At 64.3% G+C, this 19,222-nt stretch carries 17 protein-coding genes and 2 pseudogenes; 10 read left to right on the top strand and 9 right to left on the bottom strand.

Translation table 11 applies throughout. The features are described from left to right. Positions 1-175: 175 nt before the first annotated feature. The 5 genes from FB559_RS12680 to FB559_RS12660 all read left to right on the top strand — a co-directional run bounded on the left by FB559_RS12680 (position 176) and on the right by FB559_RS12660 (position 5,591). A complete protein-coding gene (locus FB559_RS12680) occupies positions 176-1,162 on the top strand; it encodes a Gfo/Idh/MocA family protein (protein ID WP_141955793.1) in 987 nt (328 codons plus the stop codon). A gap of 83 nt (positions 1,163-1,245) precedes the next feature. Next, positions 1,246-3,132, top strand: a complete 1,887-nt coding sequence (locus FB559_RS12675; RefSeq protein ID WP_141955792.1) for an SIR2 family protein — start codon at positions 1,246-1,248, stop codon at positions 3,130-3,132. Continuing rightward, positions 3,122-4,066: a shikimate dehydrogenase gene (locus FB559_RS12670; protein WP_185792166.1), complete on the top strand. Its 945-nt coding sequence runs from the start codon at positions 3,122-3,124 to the stop codon at positions 4,064-4,066. The genes FB559_RS12675 and FB559_RS12670 overlap by 11 nt, the downstream gene beginning before the upstream one ends. Continuing rightward, positions 4,063-4,554, top strand: a complete 492-nt coding sequence (gene rpiB / locus FB559_RS12665; RefSeq protein ID WP_141955790.1) for a ribose 5-phosphate isomerase B — start codon at positions 4,063-4,065, stop codon at positions 4,552-4,554. The genes FB559_RS12670 and rpiB overlap by 4 nt, the downstream gene beginning before the upstream one ends. Beyond that, on the top strand, positions 4,551-5,591 hold the full coding sequence (locus FB559_RS12660) for a macro domain-containing protein (RefSeq protein ID WP_141955789.1): 1,041 nt from the start codon (positions 4,551-4,553) through the stop codon (positions 5,589-5,591). Before rpiB ends, FB559_RS12660 begins: the two co-directional genes overlap by 4 nt. A 529-nt stretch (positions 5,592-6,120) precedes the next feature. On the opposite strand, the gene FB559_RS43805 is transcribed toward FB559_RS12660, so the two are convergent. The 4 genes from FB559_RS43805 to FB559_RS45485 all read right to left on the bottom strand — a co-directional run bounded on the left by FB559_RS43805 (position 6,121) and on the right by FB559_RS45485 (position 10,636). Continuing rightward, on the bottom strand, positions 6,121-6,297 hold the full coding sequence (locus FB559_RS43805; protein WP_185792165.1) for a hypothetical protein: 177 nt from the start codon (positions 6,295-6,297) through the stop codon (positions 6,121-6,123). 188 nt (positions 6,298-6,485) lie between these two features. Then, positions 6,486-9,341, bottom strand: coding sequence for a tetratricopeptide repeat protein (locus FB559_RS12655; RefSeq protein WP_185792164.1), 2,856 nt, complete (start codon positions 9,339-9,341; stop codon positions 6,486-6,488). After that, entirely contained in the window at positions 9,274-10,014 is a 741-nt protein-coding gene (locus FB559_RS12650) for a hypothetical protein (protein WP_141955787.1), read from the bottom strand. The genes FB559_RS12655 and FB559_RS12650 overlap by 68 nt, the downstream gene beginning before the upstream one ends. A gap of 472 nt (positions 10,015-10,486) precedes the next feature. Continuing rightward, positions 10,487-10,636: a hypothetical protein gene (locus tag FB559_RS45485; protein ID WP_246121549.1), complete on the bottom strand. Its 150-nt coding sequence runs from the start codon at positions 10,634-10,636 to the stop codon at positions 10,487-10,489. On the opposite strand from FB559_RS45485, the gene FB559_RS46675 reads away from it, so the two are divergent. The 5 genes from FB559_RS46675 (at position 10,629) to FB559_RS12630 (ending at position 15,863) form a co-directional block, all read left to right on the top strand. Then, positions 10,629-10,694 carry a recombinase family protein gene (locus FB559_RS46675; protein WP_425455112.1) on the top strand — a complete coding sequence of 22 codons (66 nt, stop codon included), beginning with the start codon at positions 10,629-10,631 and terminating at the stop codon, positions 10,692-10,694. The two genes, FB559_RS45485 and FB559_RS46675, sit on opposite strands and share 8 nt — an antisense overlap. 15 nt (positions 10,695-10,709) lie before the next feature. Then, on the top strand, positions 10,710-11,177 hold the full coding sequence (locus tag FB559_RS12645) for a recombinase zinc ribbon domain-containing protein (RefSeq protein WP_221639996.1): 468 nt from the start codon (positions 10,710-10,712) through the stop codon (positions 11,175-11,177). Positions 11,178-11,458: 281 nt separating this feature from the next. Then, the gene (locus FB559_RS12640; protein WP_342780929.1) at positions 11,459-12,289 is read left to right on the top strand and encodes a DUF2637 domain-containing protein; all 831 of its coding nucleotides are present in this window, start codon (positions 11,459-11,461) and stop codon (positions 12,287-12,289) included. 296 nt (positions 12,290-12,585) lie between these two features. Further along, positions 12,586-13,023, top strand: coding sequence for a hypothetical protein (locus tag FB559_RS12635; RefSeq protein ID WP_141955785.1), 438 nt, complete (start codon positions 12,586-12,588; stop codon positions 13,021-13,023). A 164-nt stretch (positions 13,024-13,187) separates the two neighbouring features. Next, the gene (locus FB559_RS12630; RefSeq protein WP_141955784.1) at positions 13,188-15,863 is read left to right on the top strand and encodes a P-loop NTPase family protein; all 2,676 of its coding nucleotides are present in this window, start codon (positions 13,188-13,190) and stop codon (positions 15,861-15,863) included. Between the two features lie 92 nt (positions 15,864-15,955). On the opposite strand, the gene FB559_RS44595 is transcribed toward FB559_RS12630, so the two are convergent. The 5 genes and pseudogenes from FB559_RS44595 to FB559_RS45480 form a co-directional block, all read right to left on the bottom strand. Next, positions 15,956-16,168 (bottom strand): hypothetical protein, encoded by a 213-nt coding sequence (locus FB559_RS44595; RefSeq protein ID WP_221639994.1) that lies wholly within the window; start codon positions 16,166-16,168, stop codon positions 15,956-15,958. Positions 16,169-16,186: 18 nt separating this feature from the next. After that, entirely contained in the window at positions 16,187-17,209 is a 1,023-nt protein-coding gene (locus tag FB559_RS12625; RefSeq protein ID WP_221639993.1) for an AlbA family DNA-binding domain-containing protein, read from the bottom strand. A gap of 268 nt (positions 17,210-17,477) precedes the next feature. Next, positions 17,478-17,945 carry a GNAT family N-acetyltransferase gene (locus FB559_RS12620; protein ID WP_141955783.1) on the bottom strand — a complete coding sequence of 156 codons (468 nt, stop codon included), beginning with the start codon at positions 17,943-17,945 and terminating at the stop codon, positions 17,478-17,480. A gap of 151 nt (positions 17,946-18,096) precedes the next feature. Then, positions 18,097-18,771 (bottom strand): annotated as a pseudogene (locus FB559_RS12615) (IS5 family transposase); the annotation flags it as partial. Positions 18,772-18,821: 50 nt separating this feature from the next. Beyond that, positions 18,822-18,983, bottom strand: a pseudogene (locus tag FB559_RS45480) (DUF6082 family protein); the annotation flags it as partial. Positions 18,984-19,222: the final 239 nt, after the last annotated feature.

The following is a 19,222-nucleotide window of genomic DNA, read 5'->3' as shown; positions in this document are numbered from 1 at the left end:
GTGCGGGAGGGAACAACGCGACACTTGGGACTGAGGCATGGAGCCATCCGCTTCTCCACTGCGGCGGGATTCTTGTGATCCCATCTTGTTTACGCCCCAGACAGCCCCTGTGCGCGGTGGCTGACGTGGCGGTGTGCGGATCGACGATCAATGACGAGTTTGCGAAGGGAATCTTGTGTTCAGGATCGGAATGCTCTCCGCGACTGGGACGGGTAAGAAGAGGACCATCCCAGCACTGCTCGACTCTCCGATCTGCCGGGTGACAGTCGCCCAGGGCAGGGACACCACAAAGCTCACGGAGATCAGTCGACTCGCCCCGCAGGTCCGGGTGACAACTGATCTCCAGGAGTTCGCTCTCTGGAAGGACGACTACGACATCGTTTACGTCGCGTCGCCGCCGTTCCTACACACCGAGCAGGTTCGCTTCGCGTTGTCTCTCGAGAAGCCGATAGTCTGCGAAAAACCGCTTGTGGCGAACCGTGATGACCTCGGTGAGATGACCGCTCTCCTGAGGGACAGCGTCAAGCCGGTAATGGTCGCTCATCACCTACGGCACCAACCAGTGGTGGGAAAGCTGCAGGAGATCCTTAAAGAGGAACAGCTTGGACCGGTTTCATCCGCTGCCCTGCAGTGGTCCTTCTGGCTGAACCACGAGGCTCCAAGCGCGACCTGGAAACTCGATCCGCGACGAGGTGGGTCGAACGCGATGTTCGACGCCGGCGTACACGCCTTGGACCTCGCCCTGTGTCTCTTCGGAGTGCCTGGCCGTATCAGTGCTCTCGGCGCACGGCGGCGGGAGGTCGAGCGGCTCGACACCGTGAGCGCACACCTTGGCTACGACCACTCGATCGTGACCATCATGGCGTCTCAAGCAGGCAGTACTGACGCCAACGACCTGGTGATCAACTTTGCTGAGGGGGCCGTTAAGGTGCCCGCGATGTTCGGTGAGCGGAGTGCGCGCACGCTGGAAATCCACAGCAACGACGGACGTCTGGAAGAGACCTTCTCCCCAGTGAACCTGTACGGGGCGGAGGTAGAGGACTTCTGCCGGCATCTGCAAGGTGAGTCGTTGATCGGTACATCGATACGGGACGGCCTGGAAAGCGCCCGGATCCTGTTCGCCATAGAGGACGCGCTCAGTGACTCGGCGGGTGACACCTGACCTCGCTCTAGCGGACGGCTCCTGCCCCCCACCTCGTGCGCTGCGGCGGTCTCAGTCGCGGCGCAGAACTACGGAGTCCATCAATGGCACAACCGTCAAAGACCACGATACGAACGATCGCGGGCGAGCTCATCTCGGCCAAGAAGAGCAGTGGTCTTGGAGCCACGGTCATCCTCGGCGCGGGCGCTTCGATCAACAGTGGGGTGCCGTCATGGCCCGCCCTCGCAAGGAGGATCTGCGAGGACCAGGATCTCGACCTGGCCCCATTCGAAGGTCCGATCGAGTGCCTGGTTGACTACTTTGGGACCGAAAGTGCGGTAGGCAGCAATCGTTATCATCTGCTGGAGCCGTATCTCGTTGGTAAGCGGCCTTCGACGGGCTACATGCATCTGGCCGAGCTCGCCAAGCAGGGTCTAATCCGCGTCGTACTGACGACCAACTGGGACTCACTGCTGGAGACAGCTTTCTACCGCTTGATGCCGGCCGAGCGCATCAAAGTCCTGGTCAGAGGCGAAGTGTCGGACGAGCTCATCGCCCGTGTCCTCGACACCAACACCCGCGGACCTGTGATCATCAAATTGCACGGCGATGTGGCAACACGACTTTTCCTCATGACGCCCTCCGAGACCGGTGCCTTCGATCCCGGCATCTTGTCGGCGCTCCATCGTCTGCTCGACGGCTTCACCATCATGGTCGGGCAGTCAGCCCAAGACGTGGACCTCCTAGGTACGCTGCTGACCCGGCCCGGCTCCGCGCAGGGAAACGCTGGTCACCTGTTCCACGTCCGATATGAGTCCGGCGCCGAGACGGAACGGGTCATCGATCGGGCCGGTGTCCGAGTCGTCGAGGGTGAGCGTGCGCACGTGCTCAATCCGGGCGTCACAGTTAACATCGGTGACTTCGATGGCTTCTTCACTCAGCTCAGTCTCGCTGTGCAGCTTAAGGAACTTAACGATCCGGCAGCGCAAAAACAACGCGCAAAGGTACAGCAGGCGATTCTCGATAAAGAGCGCAAGGGGCTTGGATATATCAACTATACAACCATTACGCGGCTGGTTCAGAACTTTACCCACAAGGTCCTTGAGTTCGAGCCCGATCTTGTTTTTTTTATAAATGATCCATCTGCTCCCGGTGGTCCTGAGCTCAAGAGGCACATGCAATCGGGACTTGAGGACGACCACATAGAAATTGCCGAAATAGTCGTGGAGGGTGAAGAGAACTCGCGAACGTTCAACCGTCGCGTAAAGAGCGATACTCCTGACACGCTGTCGCATCCGGATAAAACCATGCGCCGTATTCTCATCCTCGACTCGATCACCTTCTCTGGCAACACACTCGCGCTCGCTCGTGAGCGTGCACGTGAGTGGTATCCGAAGGCTGATGTGCGCACAGGTGTACTCGTGATCTCGCAACAACTGGTGGAAAGAGAAGAGGAACTCACCGAGCACGTCCGCACGATTCACGAAACCATTACCGATCGATACGAGATCTTTTTCCCTTGGGGTGTTACCCAGACGACATCTGCCTTCAACAGGGAGTTTGTCGGTCTTCTCGAGTCGGAGCGAAGGATGGTGAAGATCGACAAGCGGCCCTGGGGAGCGATCGAGATCCTGGCCGATCAGGAGACCGCATCGGTACGGCTGCTCACGATCGAGGCCCATGGCAAGCTCAGCTTTCAGCGGCACCTTTGCAGGGACGAACTTTTCGTCGCACTTGATGACAATATCGGTCTAGAAATCTGCTCTGAGGACTTGAATAGGGATGCGGATCAGTACGATCCAAGAATCGCATCCCTTATTCTTGAGAAAGGTGACTATATCCTCATCCCAAGAGGGATCTGGCATCGAACAAAGGCATCGATGGACCGTGTGCGACTGCTGGAGGTTGCATTCGGCGTCTATGATCAGACTTACGACATCGAACGACTCTGGGACGACTATCGACGAGAAGGCATGGACGGTGGAAGATAATCCGATCTCCAACGCCACGATGCTCTTCGTCGGTGTTTCCACGGGTGGCTCGGCCGCGCTATCGCTGTTCCCAACCTGGACGACGAAACTGGGCCTCGCGGCATCACTCGTTGGGGTCGACCTCCCGCTCGACGCATCACCTAATGAGTACCGGGCGGTCGTGGACCGGGTGGCCGGAGACCGGCACGTAAGTGGTGCACTTGTTACCAGCCATAAAGTCGCGATGTACGAGGCGTGTGGGCACGAAATCAAGACATGGATGCCGGCGGCGCGCCGTCTCAAGGAGGTTGGGGTCCTCTTCAGGGACAGCGACGGAGCCATCGGGGCCGACGCCAACGATTTCTTTTCGACCCGCGAAGTGAGTTCAGCGCTGCTAAGTGAGCGTGAAAGATTCGCGGCCGACGGCATCGCGCTGATCCTTGGGGCTGGGGGGGCCGGGACCGCTCTTGCGCACACCCTTTCGGCGGACCCGAGTCTTGGCTGTCGCCAGATCAGAGTGCTGGACATCGACGAGGAACGGGTCGCCGTGCTGCGCGACAAGGTCATCGGATGGGACAACCCAGTGCCGGTTCAGGTCGAAGCCTGTGGACGAGTGTCTGATGCCCTCGTTTCGTCGCTTCCTGAAGGATCGTTGATAGTCAATGCGACTGGACTCGGGAAGGACCGGCCAGGTTCTCCTGTGACGCCGAGTGTAATCCTCCCTCTGCATTCTGTGGTCTGGGACTTCAACTATCGCTTCGTGATGCAGGGAGAGCCGAACTTCTTTCAGATCGCCAATGACCAGGCGTCCGACCGGCATCTCGAGGTGGAGGACGGGTGGCGTTACTTCCTTTGGGGTTGGGCGTTTGCCGTGAGCCGGATATTTGAAATTCCTGACGCAAATACGGTATTCGCTGCTATCGCCGCAACGTCGCCGAGAGGGGACGAGTCGTGAGAATTGCTATCGGTTCCGACCATGCCGGTATAGACCTAAAAACATACCTGTTCGAGCATCTAAATGGTGAGGTTAACACAGAGATTATCGATGTCGGTACCACCTCACGGGAGTCCGTCGACTATCCGCCGTTCTGCTTCGCGGTCGCCGAACTTGTCGCTCGCGAAGAGGCGGACTGGGGAATCGTTCTTGGTGGGAGTGGTCAAGGTGAGATGATTGCTGCCAACAAAGTTTGTGGCATCCGCGCGGCTCTCTGTAATAGTCCTTACTTTGCCAAACTCGCACGTCGGGACAATGACGCAAATGTCCTGGCTATCGGCGCCAGAGTTGTTGCTCCGGAGCTCGCTGTCGAAATAGTCGACTGCTGGAGGGAGACAGGCTTCTCTGGAGAGCGCCATGCGCGGCGTATCGGCCTCATCTCGGCCTACGAAAATAGAGGCCGAGTCGAAAAGGGCTCGTTGTCGGCTACTAATGAGCGTAATAATTGAGCACTCAGGTGCTGATCTTTTGCAGCGCTTCAATGGCTCTAATTTGTGGATTAACCCTCAGATACCTTACCCCCTCCTGGCGGGGTGGAGGGCAGGCCGCACGATGGTTAGTAGAATGGTTGCTTTTTGCGCTATTTCCGGTGTTACTCATTTTCTCGTTGTTCCCCGAAAGTGCCACCGGGGGACAGCTCTTTGGTTTCAAGTTTACAGGCGCCTTTGCTGCTTTTGTATTCGTTTGGTGGTACGGCGTACGATCCTCGCGCATCGCCGCGCGCGTCGACCGGCAAGAGGCGCAAACCGCGTCGTTGGTCGCTGAACTGGAAGCGCTCAGGTGGGCTGCTGACCGGCTAGTGTTGCCGTACTCTAAGAGCGCTTGGTCTGCGCGTTATCAGATCTCGACCCGGTTCTGCCTGGTGACGGGGTCGATTGAGACGCTCAAGGCATATGATGTTTGGCTTGCATCCGAAAACACTGCGCTAGAACTCTCACGTTTCAATGATGCCTCCATTTCCAGTGCGATCCGATTCCGGGCGGCTTTGCGGGACCAGGATGGGGCCGTCATATGCGACCAAATTGCCGACGAGCTAAGGAAACAGGTGCCGGAGTTCGGCGCCGTTGAACCGGGTCGTGTACTTGTCACCAGGCCTTTTGGCCTGTCCAGACGTAACAACGTCAAACGGGTCCTCGTGGTAGCTGCGGTTGAGGGTATGCCGGGTGTTGGATACCGACAGGTTCAGGACATCCGTGCATGCGTTCGCAACGCCCTGGACATTGTCGATCAACTGAACGCGCGTGGTGAGGCACTCCGTTCGCTTGTTCTGCCTTTGCTGGGCTCCGGTTCTGGGTGCGGTGACCCCGCGACCACTGCGGAGCACATCGTGGATGCGTTGGTCACGCATCTCTTGGCGCCAGGCCATTCTTGCGGGCTGTCGGAGGTGGCGGTAATCGCCCGGTATGGCGTGGAGCGAGATGCAGTGCAATCCGCGCTAGATGAACGAATCGAGCTTGCGAAATCCGAAAAACCCGGTCGTGCTTAATGGCTTGCGGAGTCGATGCCTGATCACGGCACCCAGTGCGAGGAGATCTCCTCGCCCGGAGTCTTCGTAATGCCAGGAATCCCGTTGGTGCTGGCTATACGCGGGGCAGCCCAGCCAGGACCGGCACCGGGCCATGTATGGCTCTTAGGTCAGCGGCAGGTCGACCGCGATCAGGGCGCCGTGCAGCGCCCACTGCTCCCGGCACCGTCGGCAAAGCCGGGCGCACCCTCGACCTATCCTGGGTACCAGCGCCGGCCGGTCAAATCACGCCGCAGAGGCGGCCCTGAATCCCGTTGGCGCGGTCGCGGATGCGCAGCGCGAACTCCCGAGTCGATCGAGGTTCAGCCGGGGCAGCCGCGAACCGGGCATCGAGCAGTTTGGCTGGCTGGATGTGGCCGATCTCCCGCCCCGGGTTGATGAAATCAGCTGGCGGTTCGGTCGCGCTCCCGCTGGTCAGCGAGGAATGCCGGCGTCAGCTCGAACTGGCAGGCCGGGCGGCTCGGATAACCTGCGGAATAATAAACAACTATCAACCGGCACGGACGAACGCGTTCTCGATTCCGGAGATGATGCCCTCGAAGAAACCGATCGAATCTTCGTCGACGAACACGGTCACGTCGAGCTCGCGCAGGACCCGGACCAGGCGGCGGACGACCGTACGGTCGCAGCCCCCAAGAGACAGAAAGACGTCCGCTACGCCGGACATGACCGGGGCATATGTTGTCGTACGCTGGCGCCGGTCTCTTCCGGTGAAATCTCCTCGTTCTCCAGCGGGAAAGTGTTCCGCGGCATGTCGCACGCTCCCTGACGACCCGACGGATCATTGGTTGTCACGATCTCACCGATGTCCTAGGCCGGGGAAGATGTTCCTCGTTTCCTACCTGCGGGAGAGGGTCAGTCCGTCTCCTCGATCCAGGCGCGCAGGACTCCCGCGGCCACCGTCGCCCCGTCGCGGCCACCGAGGTCCTCCCGCAGCCCGCTCTCAAGTTCGACGATCATCTCCGCCGCTTCCGTACGAGCCCCTTCAAGCGCGAGGCCGTGGGCCAGGTGGCAGCCGGCGACCATCGTTCGTGGATCGTCAGGGCCGTACCGTTCGACGGCCTCGTCATACGCCTCTATCGCCAGGAGCACCGCGGGCTCCGCCGGGCTCTCGGGGTCGTCGGCGCCAGACCGTTCGCGTGCCGCCGCAACCTTCTCCCTGGGCAGCATCCATGTCAGGACGGTACGTAGCACGCGGACCGTTTCGGGATGCTCGGGACCTAGGACGTTCAGCCGGCGTCGGTACACGTCTTCGAGGACGAGTACGGCCTCGGCCCGCGTAGCGGCGGTGACGGCCGCGTTCTCCCCTGCAGTCAGCGTGTCCGCGTGGTCGGCCCCGAGGATCCGGCGACGCGCCTCATGGACATCGACGAGCAGGCGGTGCGCCTCGGATCGGTCGCCCAGAGCGAAAACGCTCGCCGCGAGATTGTTCAGCGTGTCGAGCGTCATGGGGTGCTCGGCTCCGAGCGCGGCCGTACAGCTCCGCAGAAGTCCCCTCTTCAGACGTAGCGCCAGCTCGTGACGCCCGCCCGCGCCGACCGCGATCGCGTAATTGGACAGCGCGCTCAGAGTGTCGGTGTGCTGCGATCCCAGTACCCGGCGGCGGGTCCTGTAGACCCGCGCGTAGATGGCACGGGCCGCTTCGTGGTCGCCTCGATCGTGGTGGGTTACCGCGACGTTGTTGTACGCAGTCAGGACCTCGGGGTCGTCCGTGCCAAGCATGGCGGCGAGGCCCTCGTACGCGCGTGTCTTGTGATCGAGGGCCGTTTCGTGGTCGCCCATAAGGCCGTACGCGGTGCCGAGGCCGGCGAGCACGGTCAGGGTCGTCTCATGCCCGGCGCCGAGGACGTCGCCGCACGCTTCGTATAGGCGCCGGTACCAGACGAGCGCGGACCTGACGTCACTCAGCTCGACGTGGACTCGTCCCGCCTCGTTGACCAGATGCCACTCGTCCTCGGTCGCCAGCGCGCTCGCCACCTCGTGGACGTGCGGGAGGAAGCCAGAGAGTGCGGGCGTGGTGAATCCGCCGGGGGTACGGTCGAGCGCGGCGGTGAGTTCTTCCACCGCGCCGATCCGCAGCCGGTCCCAGGCCGGGTCGTCGGGATCCGCGTGCCGCATCGTGCGGATGACCATGGTGTGCACGATCCAGTGATCCTGGTCTCCGACGCGCAGATCGTCAATCAACGACAGGGCGGACGCCTCCCGGAATCCCTCGGCGGCCTTCCGCTTGCTGGCCGCCGGATCCGTCCCGTCGCCGTACGCGAGGATCCCCTCGGCCAGCGAGCGCGGGACCGGCGCGGACGCCAGCGTGCTCGCGACCCGGAGCAGGTCCCGGCCGGCCCGTCCCAGGTGGTCGACGCTGCGCAGCATCGTGGCCGCGATGCCGGCCCGGTGCCCGGTCGGGAGGTCGCCCCACAGCCGTTCGCCGAGTTCCAGGACGTCGGGCCCGGCGGCGTCGACGGCTGCGGCCAGTCCGGCGAACCCGTCCTGGTCGGGGCGGGCGAGCAGGCCGGCGGCGACCGCGAGCGCGAGCGGATGGCAGCCTAGCCGGGCGGTCAGCTCCAGGGCGATGGCGCGTTCGGTCCGGTCGGCGGCGGGTCGGCGGCTGGTGAGCAGGCCCAGCGCGGAGCCCGTGTCGAGCCCCTCCAGCACGACCTCGGATCCCCAGACGTCGCCGTACCCGTCCGGTCGGTGACGCGTCGTGATCAATGTGTGGCCGTCCCGGGTGGGGGCCAGCAGGCTCGTGAAGGTGTCCCGGTCGATCCCTGAGGGCAGGTCGTCGATGATCCAGAGATAGGGCTGTGCGGTCTCCTCAAGATGGTCGCTGAGGGCCTGCGCGGTCGCTGCCCGGTCGAGGTGGCGCACGTCGAGCCTGAGCCGCCGTGCGAAGTCGGCCAGCAGGTCCGCGTGGCGGAGGCGCACGTGGTGGGGTTCGGCGCGGTCGGCGAGATGGCTGCCGAAACCGCGCAGGACGAAGACCCCGCCCGGGTAGTCGGCGGCGAACGCCCGCGCGTACTGCTCGGCCAGCGCGGTCTTTCCCTGGCCGCCGAGACCAACGATCCGGGCGACCGATACGCCGCCGAAGGAGGGGTCCTGGTGCTCGTGCAGCGCGTCGTAGACATCCCACACCTCGAGGTCGCGCCCGTGGAACGACCGGGTCCCGGCCAGCGGGCCCGGGAACCACCTGGGCGGGGGCGCTTCGCCCGCGTCGCCGAGGACCCGCCGGTCCGTACGGGCGACGCGCGCCCCGATCGAGGCCACGAGGTGGTCGCGGGTCGCGGTACGCGGGTCCGGCAGCCGGAGGGCGCCGAGGCTTCCCGGCCGTACGTCCTCGTAGGCCACGTTCCGTAGGATCGCCATGACGCGCTGCGGGGTGCCGTCGAGGCAGTGGGCGGCGGACAGGGCGTACCTGAGCTCGAAGCGGCAGTACGCGCTGGCTGGAAGGTTCTCGGAGTAGAGCACCACGAGGCAGCGGGACCTGGCCAGGGCGGCGTTGACCGCGGGGGTGATCAGGTCGTAGTCCTTCATCTCCTTGTCGTCCTGGAAGACGCGCAGAGCCCGGCCGTTCACGCGGTGCGCGCGGAGCGCCGCGACCATGGCGTCGGCCTCCCTCTTGTCCTTCCATGAGTAACAGAAGAAGACGTCATACCGGCGCTCGGGGCGGAAGCGACGCGAGATTCCGGCGAACATGCTGCCCGGCATTCGTGTCATGAAGGACTCCATAGAGGTCGAGCGCAGTGATCCAAATCGAGCGCGGCCGCGAGCGCGTCCCGGCTCGTGATGAGCGTCGAGCAGCCGACGGACGAGGGGATGAGCGGGTTGACCTGCTCGAGCGTTGTCGAGAATGAGCAGGAACCTCTTGCCTTCGAGCTGCCCCCGGTACAGCGCGGAGCGGCCCCGACCTGCGCGGGATGTCGCCGTGCCGTACGCCGAGCCGGATCAGCAGCCGGTAGAGCGCGTCGACCGGGTCCACCGCGGTGCGCCCGTCGAACCCGTGCAGGTCGATGAAGGTGCAACCGTCGGGAAAGTCGGCCTCGACGATATGCGCCCGCGCGTACGGCCAACGTTTTTTTCCGGTGCCGCACACGTCGGTCACGGAGCAGAGCCTCATGATGCGGGGGCTCCTCTCGTCATCCGCTGAGAGGACACCGACGACCTGCCCGAGATCGCCGGCCCGCTCCGCGAAGTCGCCGTGACCGGTGGCAGCCGGTCCCGCTTCGCCGTATGGTCTGGTCGTTTTTTCCACCAGCGGGCCGAGGTCGCTGCCCAGTTTTCGGTCATAGGCCGCAGCCATCGCGGTCGTCAGGGGTTTGGTGTCCTGCTCCACCCCGCACACGTAGCTATGGCTGAGGTTGATCCTCTCCGTGAGCTTGGACTGGCTCAATACGTGAGGCTTGCGCAGGTGCCGGAGCTCGGCTCCGGGATTCAAAGTACGGGCTGATGACATCAAACCCTCGCTGTGAACGCTGGAACCCTCGGAGAGTCACTCCTGATTCTAGGATCGTCTGCGAAAAGGTCTCCCGAGTTTAAGGCGATCCCCTCTCGGGAGCTTGTCATGATGCGTCCGAGGGGGCGGACGACCGTGGTGAGCTTCGCGCTGGTGGCGGCTATTGTGGCGGTCATCAGCTTTGGTCACCTGCGCGAGCTCGCGTTTCGATGGGGGTGGGCGTTCGTTCAGAGGATGGCCGGTTGCCCGCAGGGACGGTCTTCGCGAGGCGCTTTGACACAGTCCTCGATGGGGACGCTTGGTCAAGAACGTCGGCGATGTCGGCCCATAGAACTGTTGCGTTACGAAGGCGCCTATTGAGCCCTCACCCGCATGACACACGGGGTGAACGTCCGGTCCAGACCATGGCTCAGTCGTCGCCGTTCTCGGTCTCGTTGCCGACGAGGAAGTAGAAGAGCGCGAAGCCGAACAGTACGGTGGCCGCGAACATCCCGTGCCCGTCGGCGGCCGATCCGGAGCGCAACGCGCACCGGTCCGGGCGGGGATGGACGCTGGCCACCGTACGGTCGATTCTGGCTAACCCTCGCTACACCGGCCGGCAAGTGTGGAACCGATAGCCCACAGCCCGTGACTTGATCGATCCGGCGAACACCGGGCTTGGGCATCGGCAGGTGCAGCGGCGGAACCTGCCCGATGGCTGGGCCATCTCCGCCCGGCCCGCGCATCCGGGGTTGGTCAGCGAGGCCGACTTCATCGCGGTTCAACACATCCACGCTCCACGCGGTAGCCCCGATCCGAATCGGTCATACCTACTGGCCGGCCTGCTGCGCTGCGGAGTCTGCGGGCGGCGGATGGAATCGTGCTGGGCGAATAACCGGGCCGCGTACCGATGCCGCCACGGCCACACCAGTGCGGCCAAGACGGATCCGGACCGGCCTAAGAACCTCTACATCCGCGAGGACAGTGTCCTGCGACACCTGAAATCCCTCTGGGTTCGCCTGTTCGAGCCGGAGCCCGCACCAAGCACCGCTGAGGTCGTCAACCATCTGCGAGCCCAAGAGATCACCCTGACGTATGACCGCCAGAGTCGCACCCTGTGACCAGACACTCCGCAGGAGGTGAAGATCGCCCTCGATCATACGCGCTGACGAACACCCATCCCAGGGCGCCGCTTCAGCGACGTCCGAGGTAGATCGAACAGATTGGTACCGCAGCGGAAGCGGCACCAAAGGGCGCCTCGCCATGTCCTGAAATACCGGAACATGTACAAATTATGTGTCCGAGGCTGGAGTCGAACCAATTTCCCACCATCAGTATACCTTTGGGCTCCATTCCGCTCGATGTTTCTTCACTGGTCGAGAAGGCGGAGGACTGATCGGCCATGGCGGAAGCACAGTCCGGTAGTACGGATCGGGCGATCAGGTGGATGACGACACTCAGTGTGATCGTGCTGGCAGTCATTGCGGCGATTGTGTCGTACAAACACATGTATCTACTGGTCAGGCGGTACGGAGAAACCTCGTGGACCGCTACGCTGTTCCCGATCTCGGTCGATGGAATGATCGCCGTTTCATCGATGACGCTGCTGTTGGACTCCCGCCACGGCAGGCACAGTGGCCTGCTTCCCTGGACGCTGCTCATCATCGGCAGTGCCGCCAGCCTGGCCGCCAACGTCGCCGTCGCCGAGCCCTCGGCCATCGGCCGGCTGATCGCCGGATGGCCAAGCTGCGCTCTCATCGGCTCCTATGAACTGCTGATGAGGCAGATTAGGCACACCAGCACGCGGGAAACCAAAGCCGAGAGCATCGGCTCATACGTGCCTCAGACGACGTCGGAGGTGGCTCATGCGGACTCTGAGGAATCTCATACGTCTGCAGGCCCGACGATGGCACCGTCATATGAACCTCTTACCAGACCGCCATGCTCGCCAGACAACCCAGAGAAATCTCACACGGACGGCGTCTTCAACCTCATAGGTTCTTCAGACGGATCCCGTCGCCGTGCAGTTGATGGAGCCCTGATACGGCATTCGCTGCCGAGAAGAGGCGGCCGGGGAGATCCGAGAATCCAGCAGCAGGCATGGCAATGGGCTACGGCCAACCGCACACCCGAAGGGAACCTTCCGCCAGGAAAGGCGATAGCCAGCCAGTTCGGGCGCAGTGAACGTTGGGGACGGCTGGTCAAGCAAGCCGGCCTCGCAGGAGGGCTCTAGCGGAAAGCCGCTGCGCAGGTCCGAATCCCCTGCAGGACGCGCAGAACATGGGAACGCCGTCCTCTCGTCTCCTGATCGTCGAAGAACGAGTGCTCCCTCCAGGGAATCCCCGGAAGGAAGGCGGTCATGGCTGAGAGATGATCCAACGCCCCCAAGGCACCCAGGCTGGCTGACGGGGAGGTAGAGCCGTAGGACTTGGACGAGGTCCGGCGTCTACTTCCACCCATCCGTTCGAATGGGGAGAAAACCGCGGCGAGGTCCGGTACGTCTGTTCCTGTAGCAACGGAGGGAGCGGCATGTTGCAGGAGCTCGTGGTCGCCGGTGGGAGCGCGGTCGTGGGAGCCATGGCCACCGAGTCGTGGACGGCTGTCCGAGAAGGGGTCGTGCGGCTCTTCCGGCACCGCGGTGAAGAGGAACTGGCTGCGATCGAGGCACAGCTGGACGGGAACGCCGCCTTGATGGCGCAGTCGGCAGACGTGGAGCGCGCGCGGCAGAGCCTCGCCGAGCTCTGGGCCTTGGAGTTCGAGCGGCTGCTCGACGAGCGCCCCGAAGCCGCCGACGAGCTCGGTGCGCTGGTCGAGCGGCTCGGCGTGCAGGGCGGGTCGCGGGTCCAGACCAACATCGCGCGGGACAACGGACGCGTCTTCGCCTCGCTCGGTGGCAATGTGATCATCCATGAGGCGCCGGTTCCTGCCGCTCGTGAAGAGAGCGGTGAGGGCGGAACCGAGGGGTGATGGGAGCCGATCGCCAGACTGTCATAGTCGAGAGCGGGTTTGGGTACGGCGTCGTCGGGGCCGATCTCCATGTCTTTCCGGATAGGGGTCCGGTCTACCTCCTCGCCGCCCACTGTCCGCCAGCGGAGCCCGACCGGTCCTGGCTGCTTGAGCAGCCGAGTCGCATGCTGAACGCCCAGTTCCAGGTTGTCGACTATCGGGGACGGACTGCGGAGCGGGCCGAACTCACGGACTGGCGCGAAAGTGGCCCGAGGCTGTCGGCGGTCTGGCTGCACGGACCCGGCGGTCAGGGCAAGACGCGGCTGGCCGCCGAGTTCGCGGCCGAGAGCGCCACGGCGGGATGGAAGGTCATCACTGCGGTCCACGACGGGATCATGCGTCCGCAGGGCACCCAGGATCTGCGCGCCGATAGCGCGAAGGGCGTCCTGCTCATCGTCGACTACGCCGACCGACGGCCGTTGTCCCATCTGACCTGGCTGTTCAGCAACGCCCTCCTGCACGGGCCGCGCCCCACGCGGCTTGTGCTGCTGGCCCGTTCGGCCGTCCCCTGGCCCGCAGTCCGGGCAGTGTTGGAAGGCCACTTGGCGGGCACCCGGGACCTTGAACTGACCGCGCCGGCGACCGTCGGAGAGCGGAAGGCCATGTTCGGCACGGCGCGGGACTGCTTCGCAGCTGTTTATGGGATCGAGTGCTCGGGCATCGCTCCGCCGGACGGCCTGGAGATGCCCGAGTTCGGGCTCGTCCTCGCGCTGCACATGGCGGCGCTCGTCGCGGTCGACACGCACGCGCGGGGCGTCCGGTCGCCGCGCGAGATGGACGGGATCACCAGCTATCTGCTGGGCCGCGAGCGCATCCACTGGACGAGCCTCTGGGAGAACCGCCTGGAAGGAGTGAACCACCAGACGCCACCGGGCATCATGGGACAAGCGGTCTTTGCCGCCGCCCTGACCGGCGCCGTCAACCACGAAGACGGCATCGCCGCCCTCGACCGGATCGGGCTCGAAGCACCAGCGAGCGTGCTCGCCGACCACGGCGTCTGCTACCCGCCGCAGAGCCCCGGCGACGTCCTCGAACCGCTCTACCCCGACCGGCTCGCCGAGGACTTCCTCGCGCTGAGCCTGCCAGGGCACTCCATTAGCGGCAGTCCGGCCGCATCCTGGGCACCCAAGACCGTACGAAAGCTCGGCTCCCGTTCTCCGCACGGCCGGGTGCCCGTCCGGTCCCTGGTCTTCCTCGCCTCCGCCGGGGCATCGAACCGGTGGCCGCACGTCGCCCCGTTCGTGGAGCACCTCATCCAGGCCGACCCGTCCTTGGCGGTAGCCGCCGGCAGCCCCGTGCTTAGCCTTCTTGCCGAGCTTGACATTGACGATGGAGTGCTGGAGCGGGTCGCGGCCGAGCTGCCCAGACACGGGGATGTCAACGTGGACGTCGGTGCCGCCACGCTCATCGAACGCCTGACGCCTTCGCGGGTCGGAGCTGACCGCGATCCGGCCGTCCGGTCCGGCCAATACCAGGAACTCGCGTTCCGGCTGTCGCGCGCTGGACGGGAGAGGGAGGCCACCGACGCGGCCGAGCGCGCCGTGGAGTGCGCCCGCTCGGCCGACGATGACTCCTCACTGGCCATCGCGCTGGTCTATCTCAGTGAGTACGCCGACCGCGCCGAGCAAGGCCTGCGCAGCCGTGCCGCGGCGAAGGAGGCCACGGAACTCTTTCGGGGCCTGGCGGCTGCGGCCCCTGCCGACTACGAGGTCGGCCTCGCCTTGTCGCTCAGCAACCGGGCGATGAGCGAATCAAGAGTGGTCTTGACCGCAGACGCGCTCGCCGATGCCGAGCAGGCTGTCCGAATTTTCGCTCGCCTGGCGCAAAAGGACCCCACCGCGTACTCCTCCGGCTTCGCCATGGCGATTACCAGCCTCGCTGGCTTCTATCAGCGCGTACTCCAGCCGGCCAAGAGTCTCCGCGGAGCGGAGAAAGCAGTCGGGCTCCTCCGCGAGCGGCTCGCAGCAGGTCCAGCCACGGCGGAATCCGATTTCGCACGATCGCTCGCGGCCGACGAATCGAACCTCGCCTGGAGCCTGGCCGTACTAGCGGAGAGCCGTTGGGGGGCGCGCTGCAAGGAGCAGTCGATCGAGGCGCTCGATGAGGCGCTGGAAATCTCCCGGAAGCTGGCTGAGGCCATCCCCGAGGCTTACGAGACCGATCTGGCACGGATCGCGGAGCGGCTCGCCATCTACCTATGGAACCTCGACCGGCCCCGCGACGCGTTCGCCGTCGCGCAGGAGGCAACCGCGATCTTTACGAAGCTTGCAGCCGCCGATCCTGGACGGCACGAGGAGGAACTCGCGGGCGCGTTCGTCGTCTATGTCCGGGCGGGCGTGGACGGCCGGTGCGATCTCACGGGCCCGCAGCAGGCGGCCGAGCAGGCCCTAGCGATCTACCAGCGGCTCAACTTGGCGCATCCGGGGGCGCACCGAAAGAACGTCGAAACCGCCCGTGACCTGGTCTTCGAAGTCCGGGAGGCGGCCCGGGGCTTCCCGCCCGAGCGGCGGCAGAGCTGGACCTACGAAGCTCACTGGTCGACGCTGATCAATCAGGACGAGGAGTGGCAGGACGCCTCGGACCGGCGGCTCCGCATCGCGGAGATGGACCCGAAGTACTGTGCCAACGTCCGCTCGTTCATCCTCAGACAGGCTGACGATCTCCTGGCGGAGGTCCTAGCCGCGTTCTCCGTCACACCGGAAGCCCTCGGTCTCCGGGAAGGAGACACCGCGCGCTCGTGGCTGGAGAGCCGTCCGCTCCTCATCGCGCTGAAAAACAGGGCGGCGCTCGCCCGAAGGTGATCGACGTCCGCATGGCTGGTCGTGCTTACTTCCATGGCCTCGCCACGTCGGCTCGACGCTGTGGCGGCGGTTGGCGCCGGCCTGTGGCCCGCCTACGCCTGGTCTTTGCGCGCCGGAGGCTGGATCATGAGCACGTTCGAGATGCCGCCTTGGTTCACGCAGTCCTGGGCAAGGTCGTGGACGTGCCAGTAGTAGTCCAGGTCGGGCTCGATGGCGTTCACGGTGGTCCCGACGGGCGTGTAGCGGTGCAGAGGGGTCGAAACACCGTCGTAGGCGTGGCCGAAATTGTCCTTCGTCAGGATCATGAGCGGCTGTTCGCCGATTCAGGCGATCCCGACCCGCACGGCGTACTCGTCGTTGTCGGTCGCTTCTGCGGTGGCCCGGACGAGCGCCATGAGGTCAGCGACGGCGCACTCGATGGCAGAGGACTCGATCTGCCAGCCCTCGAAATAACCATCGCTGCTCATTCGGTGTCCGCCAACTGCGGCCGCGAGGGTGACCGACCCGTCGTGGTGGATACTCGCCCACGACTCCTTCCACACCGAGCGCCCGCCTGTTGCCGTGTTCACGGCGACCCAACGACGCAGCCCAGGCCGGGGGTTCAGCCGATCCACGCTCTCCAGCGGATGAACGCCGCCGCGTCCTGCGTACACCAGCGCCAGTTCCCCGGCCTTTGACAACACGGCCCGGGCGCCGTCGCGGGTCAGGCGATCCCGGAAGCGAGGGATGCGAGGGTGGGCGACCGCGATTACCCATGCCCGCTTGTCGGTGTCGCGGCCGGTGGAGGCCTCGGTGAACAGCGCGTCTAGAGCCTCAGTCGCGTGGCGGCGCTCATCGAATCGCACACGGTACACGGCCTCGATCTGCCGCTCCCTCATCCACACCGTGTCCGAGTCGTTGCGCACCGGCGCGCCGAAATACTCATTTTTGTAGATGAGATGCGGCCCATCAAGGCTGGCGGGAACCTCGACTACGACGGCCCGGTTGCCCTCGGCGCCGAGACGGTGCACGTTCAGACCGAACACGGGAGGGGAAATGGCGGCGATTGCCGCGCTGCGCAGGGAACGCTCGTGGGCCTCATCGACCTCGCCCACGTCGACGCGCTCGGTGGCCGCCTTCTGGGACTCGCACACGCCGAAGACGATCACGCCACCGCCGCTGTTCGCCATCGCCGCTGCGTCCTTGGGGAAGTCCGTCTGCGGCAGGCCCTTCGCGGGAGGCAGTTCGGACTTCCAATCCAGATCGTTCGTCTCCGTCACACCGGCAGCCACCGCGGCGTCAAGGAGTTCGTCGGTCAACGACCCCGGCCCGACCCCGAGGGCGCGGTGTAGCGCTGTGAAGCTCATGCTCCCAGCGTAGGGACGACCCATGACATCGAACCGCGGAGGGATCTCACCCGGCAGCACATGGCTCTATTGGAGTTGATCGGCAAAACGCATCGGATCCTAATCGGTCCGTAATGCGCGAGCTTCGCGCGGGCCGGGTCGAGGCGGAGTCGATGGAAATGTTAGGACCACCCGTACGTTCCCTTTGTGCGGCGCCCGCTGCGGGGTCCGCGAGGTGCGCGATCGCGACTAGGCAGCGGGTCATGCAGGCCTCGGCGAGCTCTTGGGGTTAGCTCGCTGGGGGCCATGCCGCGGGCTGAATGTAGAGCGGGCGCATGTGAAGCGAACCTTCGGGATGCTCGTGACGACGCCAGCCCAGTGTGTCCCAGAACTGATCCGCTTCCTCACTGAAGGCGACCAGTCGGCGGGTTGGATGAGTGCGGGCAAGCAGCCGGACGACCTCTGTGGCGATGCCTTGGCGCCGCTGCTCCTTATGGATCTCAATCAGCTGGACCTCCAACGCTGTGTCGCCAAGCGGTGGGACATCGAGGTAGTGCTCAATGTAGACGTGCTCGTCCAGTTCGACTCGAGCGACCTCGGTTCCTGCCCTGTGCACCTCCAAATACGTCGCCGTGTCACCGAACAATTTGATGTTGTTCCACCAGCGGTCGTTGAACTCCTCGCTGCTGGCAAACGGTTGCCATGAGTACCGGTCGTCGTCTGGTCCACGGCGCTTCTCGATGAGGATGAGATCCATGAGGCTCATTCTCAAGGATCTGCCGAGGGTCTGTTGTCACGTGCTGCCGCCATGGCGAATTATGTGATCTGCTGGTCACTTATGTCGCGTTCCAGCAGCTTGACACCGAGGGCATCGAGAGTCCCGAGGCGGACTGAGAGATCTTAACTGATGATCGTTTGAGGCGCCGCCAGCAGATGATGGCGCTGGCGAGGGTAATGAAGGCTTCGTGGATGTCATCGCGGATCTCCCAGCGGATCCGCAGTCGCCGGAACCAGTGCAGGAGCGCGATGGTCTGCTCAACCACCCAGTGGTGGACGCCGAGGCCTGAGCCGTGGGGTGTTCGGCGTCGGGCGAGCGGGCCGGATGGCGTTGATTAGTGGCATCAGCCGGGTGACGTCGTAGCGGTTCCCGCCCGTCAAACACAACGCGAGGGGGATGCCGTCCCCATCGCGATCAGGTGGTGTTTGGAGCCCGCCCGTGCGCGGTCCGACCGGGCTCGGCCCTGTTTTGGGCCGCCCTTCAACGCCCGCACATGCGTGTCATCGATCACCGCCTTGGACCAACCCAGCTGATCAGCGGCATGCAGCTCGGCCAGCAGCAATGCGTGCAGCTCATCCCACACCCCAGCGTGCTGCCGGTCCCGCAGCCGCCGCCAGCATGTCATCCCTGAGCCGAACCCCAGTTCTTGCGGCAAGAACTCCCACGGGATCCCGGTTTAGAGCACGAACAAGATCCCGCACAACGCCGCCCGATCATCCAACCGGTTGCGGCCCGGATACCGGAACCGGCGCTCGACCTTGGGCAGCAACGGTTCGATCCGCCCCTCTCGGACGAGAGCGACCACTCGGAGATGATCATGTTAGTGTAGAGGAGTTGCTTTCGTCTATTGGGGTCCTCCGGTGGTGGGACCGGTCCCCAGCATTCGTCGAGGTCGGGATCGTCCATCGCCATCTTGCGCAGGTCGCTGACTGCTTGGCGGCGCGTCTCTTCCCGGGCGAGTTGGGCTTCTCGTACCTGGTAGCTCAGTGTCAAGACGATGCCGACCAGTGCCGGCACTGAGATGGTCGCGGATGCCGCGCCGTAGGTCTGGCCGATGAAGCTCAGCCGCTCCCATTTCCCGGTGGCACCGTGGAAGATCCCAGCGCGATCGTTCTCGGGTGAGCAGTTTGTTGCGGCACTCCGGCGGCGTAGCGGCCGATGCGGAGTCTGCAGTTACCGTCCTGACGGTGGTGTTCGGCTCCCGACGGAAGTCGGCCGGATCGGTGCGGTTCGAGTCCTCTGCGCACCATCGATCC

The sequence above is a fragment of the Actinoallomurus bryophytorum genome (genome assembly GCF_006716425.1).
Taxonomy (GTDB): Bacteria; Actinomycetota; Actinomycetes; order Streptosporangiales; family Streptosporangiaceae; genus Actinoallomurus; species Actinoallomurus bryophytorum.
The sequence above is the reverse complement of the archived record's forward strand: the minus strand, read 5'-3'. Positions and strand labels throughout refer to the sequence as shown.

Bases quoted from the DNA above. Each gene is read 5' to 3' on its own strand.
- FB559_RS12625 (WP_221639993.1), bottom strand. From the start codon at position 17,209: ATGAGCTTCACAGCGCTACACCGCGCCCTCGGGGTCGGGCCGGGGTCG.
- FB559_RS12620 (WP_141955783.1), bottom strand. From the start codon at position 17,945: ATGGATCTCATCCTCATCGAGAAGCGCCGTGGACCAGACGACGACCGG.
- FB559_RS12640 (WP_342780929.1), top strand. From the start codon at position 11,459: ATGGCGGAAGCACAGTCCGGTAGTACGGATCGGGCGATCAGGTGGATG.
- FB559_RS43805 (WP_185792165.1), bottom strand. From the start codon at position 6,297: ATGTCCGGCGTAGCGGACGTCTTTCTGTCTCTTGGGGGCTGCGACCGT.
- FB559_RS12635 (WP_141955785.1), top strand. From the start codon at position 12,586: ATGTTGCAGGAGCTCGTGGTCGCCGGTGGGAGCGCGGTCGTGGGAGCC.
- FB559_RS12675 (WP_141955792.1), top strand. From the start codon at position 1,246: ATGGCACAACCGTCAAAGACCACGATACGAACGATCGCGGGCGAGCTC.
- FB559_RS12655 (WP_185792164.1), bottom strand. From the start codon at position 9,341: ATGACACGAATGCCGGGCAGCATGTTCGCCGGAATCTCGCGTCGCTTC.
- FB559_RS44595 (WP_221639994.1), bottom strand. From the start codon at position 16,168: ATGATCCTGACGAAGGACAATTTCGGCCACGCCTACGACGGTGTTTCG.
- FB559_RS12630 (WP_141955784.1), top strand. From the start codon at position 13,188: ATGCTGAACGCCCAGTTCCAGGTTGTCGACTATCGGGGACGGACTGCG.